Source organism: Pseudomonas sp. CM25 (genome assembly GCF_013179705.1).
GTDB lineage: Bacteria > Pseudomonadota > Gammaproteobacteria > Pseudomonadales > Pseudomonadaceae > Aquipseudomonas.
Genome location: NZ_JABMCW010000335.1, coordinates 1 through 5,680, shown reverse-complemented (window position 1 = coordinate 5,680; position 5,680 = coordinate 1). Strand labels below are relative to the sequence as shown.

The following is a 5,680-nucleotide window of genomic DNA, read 5'->3' as shown; positions in this document are numbered from 1 at the left end:
CCAGCAGCGCAAAGCCGATGAATTGCAGGCCCGTAGTGCCCACCGCCCAGTTCGCGGGCAGCTCTACCAGACGCAACGCGAACACACCACCGGCGAGCAGCATGTAACCCATCCAGTTGGTCAGCAGGCCGAGGGTGAGGATGCGGGTGATGGTGGCCGTATCCAGCCCAAGCCGGCTGTACAGCCGGTAACGCAGCGCAACGCCGCCCACCCAGGTGGTGAAGTTGAGGTTGAAGGCGTAGCACACGAACGCGACTGGCAGCACCTGCCGGGCAGGCAACGTGTGGCCGGTGTAGGTGCGTGCCAGCAGGTCGTAGCTGGCGAAGATCAGGAAGCTGCACAGCGCCATCACCAGGCCCACCGCCAAAACGCCAGGCTTGTAGGCGAACAATGACTGGCGCACTTCGCCCCAGTCCAGATTGCGTGCCAGCATGAACAACAGCACCGGGATCAGCACCACGAACAGCACGGTGAACAGGCGTTTGGCCCAGGTTTGCCAGCGCTTGCGCTCCATCAGGTATTGCCCTCGTGCAGGTTGCCTTGGGTGTGGACTTGCGCTTGCAGCGATTTCAGGCGTTTGCGGTGCGCCGGCAACCAGCCGGCAATGCGCGGAAAATGCCGAACTACGTGGAAGCACAGGAATATCAGCGGGGCCCGCCACCAATAGCCGCGGATCATGCGTTCCAGGGTCACCGGCTTGCATTGCTCGCTTGCCAGCGTGCGCAGGTGCTGGTGCAGCTGCTGGTTGAAGGCACGGTCGCGGATGAACAGGTTGGCCTCCAGGTTCAATGACAGGCTCAACGGGTCCAGGTTGCTGGAGCCGACGGTGGACCACTCATCGTCCACCAGCGCCACCTTGCCGTGCAGCGGGCGCTGGCAGTATTCGTGAATGCGTACGCCATCGCGCAGCAGGTAGTTGTACAGTAGCCGTGAAAGCGCCCGCACCCAGCGCATGTCCGGCTGGCCCTGCATGATCAGGGTCACCTCCACCCCCCGGCGGGCGGCATTGCGCAGCTCGCGCAGCAGGCGGTAGCCGGGGAAGAAATACGCATTGGCGACCACGATGCGCTGGCGGGCAGCGCGCAAGGCCTCCAGGTACTGCGCTTCGATGGCGGTGCGACGCTGCCCGTTGTCACGCTCCACCAACACCGCAGTTGTTTCGCCGGTAGGCGCGGTCACGGGTCGCACCTCGCTGGGGGGTTCGAGCACAGGCGACATCAGGCGTCGGCTCACTGCATGCACTTGCGCCACCACTGGGCCGGTGACTGCGACGGCGTAGTCTTGCTTGGCCATCGGCCCATAATCGCCCAAGTGATCGGCGCTGTAGTTGATGCCGCCGATGAAGGCCAGCTCGCCGTCGATGACCACAATCTTGCGGTGCAGGCGCCGGAACAGATTGGTGCGCATGCCCGCCAGTTTCGGCTGGGGGTCGAACAGGTGAAAGCTGACCCCGGCATCGGTCATGGCCGCAATAAAATCGTCGGGCAGATCCGCCGTGCCGTAGCCATCTGCCACCACCTCGACCCGCACGCCGCGGCTGGCAGCCTCGATCAACGCCCGCTGCAGCTGCTGGCCGACCTTGTCGTCGAAAATGATGAAGGTTTCCAGCAGGACTTCTTCCCGTGCCTGGCCGATGGCGTCGAATACACGGGGGTAGAATGCCTCGCCATTGATCAACAGTTCCACGCTGTTACCGTCTACCCAGGGTCTTTTCACACAACGATCTCCGCAGCCAGGGGGGCGTGGTCGGACAGGTGCGACCACGGGTAGTTGGACAACACCTGGGCCTTGCCAGGCATGGCGTTGCGCACATAGATCCGGTCCAGGCGCAACAGCGGCATGCGCGCCGGGAAACTGCGCGCCGGGGTGCCGAACCGCTCGCCAAAGGCTTCGACCAGGCGCTGCGACAGCACTGCGTCCGCCTTCAGCCGCCAGTCATTGAAGTCGCCGGCAACAATCACCGGCGCTTTTGGCGGCAGGCGGTCAAGCAGTTCGAGCAACAGCTTCACCTGGCTTTGCCTGTGCGCTTCGCGCAGGCCCAGGTGCACGCACACCGCATGGACCTGTTCGTGGCCTGGCACTTCCAGCTGGCAGTGCAGCAGGCCGCGCTGCTCGTTGCCGTGTACCGACACGTCGAGGTTGTCGAAACGGGTAATCGGAAACTTGGAAAGCAGGGCATTGCCGTGGTCGCCGTGGGGGTACACCGCATTGCGACCGTATGCAAATTGCGGCCACATGCTATCGGCGAGAAATTCGTACTGCGGTGCCTCCGGCCACGCTGGGTGGCGTACAGCATGCTGCTGGTGGCTGCCATGCACTTCCTGGAGGAATACCAGGTCTGCACCGGTGGTACGCACGGCTTCGCGCAGCTCGGGCAGGATGAAGCGCCGGTTGAAAAAGGTGAAACCCTTGTGCACGTTGAGGGTGAGCACGTTCAGCCGGTGTACGGCGGTAACTTTGTCGATGATGCAATGGGGGGCAGGCAGGGTCCTGTTCACAGCGGCACCTCCGGCGCCACGCCGGGCTCGGTCATCAGCGGGTGGTCCAGGTGCAGCTTCTCCAGCAAACGTCGCGCATCGTAGGGCGCATGCACCTTCTGGTCGTTGTCGAAGTAGCAGTAGACATCCCGCGAAGCACGCCGAGGCGGCGGGCCCGGGACGATCAGCTTGGCATCATCGGCCTGGCTGCCCTGGCTCCATTGCTGAATCCGATGCTTCCAGCGCCGCAGCGCGCGCACCGTGTAGCCGCTGCTGTACAGTTCGACATCGCCGTGCAGGCGCATGTACATGAAGTCGGCCGTGACATCTTCCACGTACGGCCACTTACCCGCGCTGTCGGCAACCACCAGCGCAACGTGGTGCTTGCGCAACAGCTTGACGAAGGCTTCGCACAGGAAGCTCTCGTGGCGTATTTCCACCGCATGGCGCAGCCGGTAATTGCCTTGGATGGCGGTGCCGCCATTCCCTTGCAGGCGTTCGGCGCAGCCCTCGGCACAGGCCCGCGCAGCTGCAACATCGCGGGGTAGCAAGTCAAGAAACGCGCTGAAAAGCGCCTCGTCGAACTTCATGTTGGGTGGAAACTGCCAAAGAAACGGCCCTAGCTTGTCACCGAGCAGCAGCGGGCCAGACGCGAAGAAATTGGCAATCGGCTGTTCGATCTCCCTCAGCCGGCGTATGTGGGTGATGTAGCGGGGCGCCTTCACCGAGAACACGAAATCCTCAGGCGTCGCGTGAGCCCAGGCCTGGTAACGGTCAGGCGTTTGCAGGCTGTAGAACGACCCGTTGATCTCGATGGTGTTCACGGCTCGAGAGGCAAACGCCAGCTCATCGTCCTGGGGTAGCCCCTTGGGGTAGAAATCCTTGCGCCAAGGGCCATAGCGCCAACCTGAAATGCCGATACGCACTTCGCTCACGCTGCCTCCTCATGATCGTCGTTGCCCGGTTCATCAATTGCGACACGTGCAACTGCACAAGGGTTCAAGGGTGAAGATCGACGGCGCGCACGGTCGCGGATTGAACTTTGCCGTCACGCGCGATTCCACCCTTAAGCAGCCCAAGCCTGGCGCTACGGGGAGGACCGACAGCATGAAATTCGACCGTTTCGCGCAATGGCTGGCGAATTGTGCGGGTCGCCCGCAGACCTTCGCCATCGCCTTTCTGTTGATACTGGCTTGGGCAGTGACCGGCCCGCTGTTCGATTACAACGATACCTGGCAGCTGGTGATCAACACTTCGACCACCATCGTCACATTTCTGATGGTGTTCCTGATCCAGAACACCCAGAACCGCGACAACGACGAACTGCACATCAAGATCGACGAACTGCTGCGCACCACCAAGCGTGCGCACAAGGCATTGCTGGACCTGGAAGACATGGACCCGGCCGAGCTGCACGCCCTGCGCAAGCAGTACCAAAGCATGGGCAAGCTCGACCCGCATCAGGCCGACCGCCGGGACCCACCCGGTGACTGAAGGCCTGCCCGATTCACCGGAAGAAGCACTGCCAGACCCTGGAGGCACGCATGGCCAGACATATCATCCACTTCACCGGCCCGATCAATTCATCTACCTGTGGCAACCTGATCAATACCTGCTCCAAAGCCATGCAACAAGGCGCAGATCTGCTGCAGCTGAACATCGCCACCATGGGCGGGGAGTGCAGCTACGGCTTTACCCTGTACAACTTCCTGCGCGGCCTGCCGATTCCGTTGCACACCCATAACCTGGGGACGGTGGAGTCCATGGGCAACATCCTGTTCCTGGCAGGCGAGCACCGCACTGCCTGCACCCACAGCAAGTTCCTGTTCCACCCGTTTCACTGGACTTTGCATGGCTCCGTGGACCACGCCCGCATGGCCGAGTACGCCATGAGTCTGGACTACGACTTGCGGCTGTATGCGGAAATCGTGGCAGAGCGCACCCAGGGCAGCAGCGAGGTGCTGGATGTACCGCGCTACCTGATGGCCTACCCGCGCATACTCGGCCCGCAAGAAGCGCTGCAAAGCGGCATGATCCATGCCATCGACGAGATGCCGCTGGCGTCGGAGGTGAGCCAGTGGAGTGTGCATGCCTGAGGCCAGCCACTGGCTCGTAATGCCGTACTGACTGATGTGCGGTCAGTACGGCACCGAGCCGTGCAGGGCTTCGATCGCTTCCACCAGGTCGTCGTAGCCGACCGGTTTGTTCAGGTGCCGGTCAAAGCCCGACTGCCGCGACTTGTGCTGGTCGGCACTGGCGCCGTAGCCGGTCAGCGCGATCGCCGGCGTGTGCTGAAGGTGGCGCAGGCCCCTCAGCGCCTTGATCAACGCATGGCCGTCCATGACCGGCATGCCGATGTCGGACAGAATGATGTCGTAGGTCGAGTCCCCTGCCGCCTGCAGCGCCTGGCGCGGGTCATTGAAGGCGCTGACTTCGGCGCACTCCATTTCCAGCAGTTGCTGCATCACCTCCAGCACTTCAGGCGAGTCATCGACCAGCAGCACGTGAATGCCGCTGAGCCGACCCGCGTAGTCCACCTCGGCCGGCACCGCAGACGGGCGGCGTCCGGCAGCGGACAAGGGCAGGCTGACGGTGAACGTACAGCCCTGGCCGATGCCCGCCGATTGCGCCTGCACGCTGCCGCCATGCGCTTCCACCAGCTGCCGGACCAGCGACAGGCCAATCCCCAGGCCTTCACGGGTGTGACTGCCCGATGCCGGCGTGGCTTGGCTGAACAGGTCGAAAATATGCTCCAGGCTGCCTGCACTCAGGCCGATACCCTGGTCGATAACCCGCAGCGAGAGCTGATCATCCGCATGGCTCAGCACCAGGCGGATCACCGAGCCGGCCGGGCTGAACTTCATGGCGTTGTTCAGCAGGTTCCAGATCACCTGTTCCAGCCGGGTGCTGTCGCCCTCGATGAACAACGCCAGCCCGTCCGCGGGCAGTTCCAGCGCCACGCTGCAGGCTGGTTGCTCACTCAGCACCACCGCGTGGATCCCCTGCAGGATGGCAGTGAAGTCCAGCGGTTCGGTCTTGAGCTTGAGCTTGCCGGTACGGATACGCGCTACATCGAGCAAGTCATCGATGATTCGCGCCTGGCTGGTGACCGCGTCGCGGATGGTGCTCACGGCCTTGTTCGCGGCCGCTATATGGGCAATCGAAGGCAGGCGCCGGAGGATCTCCGCGTTGAGCTGGATCAG

7 protein-coding genes are annotated in these 5,680 nt (G+C 63.0%); 2 read left to right on the top strand and 5 right to left on the bottom strand.

Features of this window, described 5'->3' with window-relative positions:
* From HP546_RS24805 to HP546_RS24790, 4 genes are all read right to left on the bottom strand, one after another.
* Positions 1–514 (bottom strand): YbhN family protein (locus tag HP546_RS24805; RefSeq protein WP_172230808.1); only part of this gene is annotated, 514 nt, incomplete at its 3' end.
* Positions 514–1,716 carry a cardiolipin synthase ClsB gene (clsB, locus tag HP546_RS24800; protein WP_172230805.1) on the bottom strand — a complete coding sequence of 401 codons (1,203 nt, stop codon included), beginning with the start codon at positions 1,714–1,716 and terminating at the stop codon, positions 514–516. The genes clsB and HP546_RS24805, both read right to left, overlap by 1 nt.
* On the bottom strand, positions 1,713–2,498 hold the full coding sequence (locus HP546_RS24795) for an endonuclease/exonuclease/phosphatase family protein (protein ID WP_172230802.1): 786 nt from the start codon (positions 2,496–2,498) through the stop codon (positions 1,713–1,715). Before HP546_RS24795 ends, clsB begins: the two co-directional genes overlap by 4 nt.
* Complete coding sequence (locus HP546_RS24790) at positions 2,495–3,412, bottom strand: DUF72 domain-containing protein (RefSeq protein WP_172230799.1); 918 nt, start codon at positions 3,410–3,412, stop codon at positions 2,495–2,497. The genes HP546_RS24795 and HP546_RS24790 overlap by 4 nt, the downstream gene beginning before the upstream one ends.
* Before the next feature lie 172 nt (positions 3,413–3,584).
* Between HP546_RS24790 and HP546_RS24785 the strand changes: the two genes are divergently transcribed.
* Both HP546_RS24785 and HP546_RS24780 read left to right on the top strand, forming a co-directional pair.
* On the top strand, positions 3,585–3,971 hold the full coding sequence (locus tag HP546_RS24785; protein WP_172230796.1) for a low affinity iron permease family protein: 387 nt from the start codon (positions 3,585–3,587) through the stop codon (positions 3,969–3,971).
* A gap of 38 nt (positions 3,972–4,009) precedes the next feature.
* Entirely contained in the window at positions 4,010–4,573 is a 564-nt protein-coding gene (locus HP546_RS24780) for an ATP-dependent Clp protease proteolytic subunit (RefSeq protein WP_372242461.1), read from the top strand.
* A gap of 42 nt (positions 4,574–4,615) precedes the next feature.
* Here the strand turns inward: HP546_RS24780 and HP546_RS24775 are convergent.
* Positions 4,616–5,680 (bottom strand): ATP-binding protein (locus tag HP546_RS24775; RefSeq protein ID WP_172230790.1); only part of this gene is annotated, 1,065 nt, incomplete at its 5' end.

Excerpts from the sequence above, each read along its gene's own strand:
- HP546_RS24785 (WP_172230796.1), top strand. The coding sequence starts at position 3,585 with ATGAAATTCGACCGTTTCGCGCAATGGCTGGCGAATTGTGCGGGTCGC.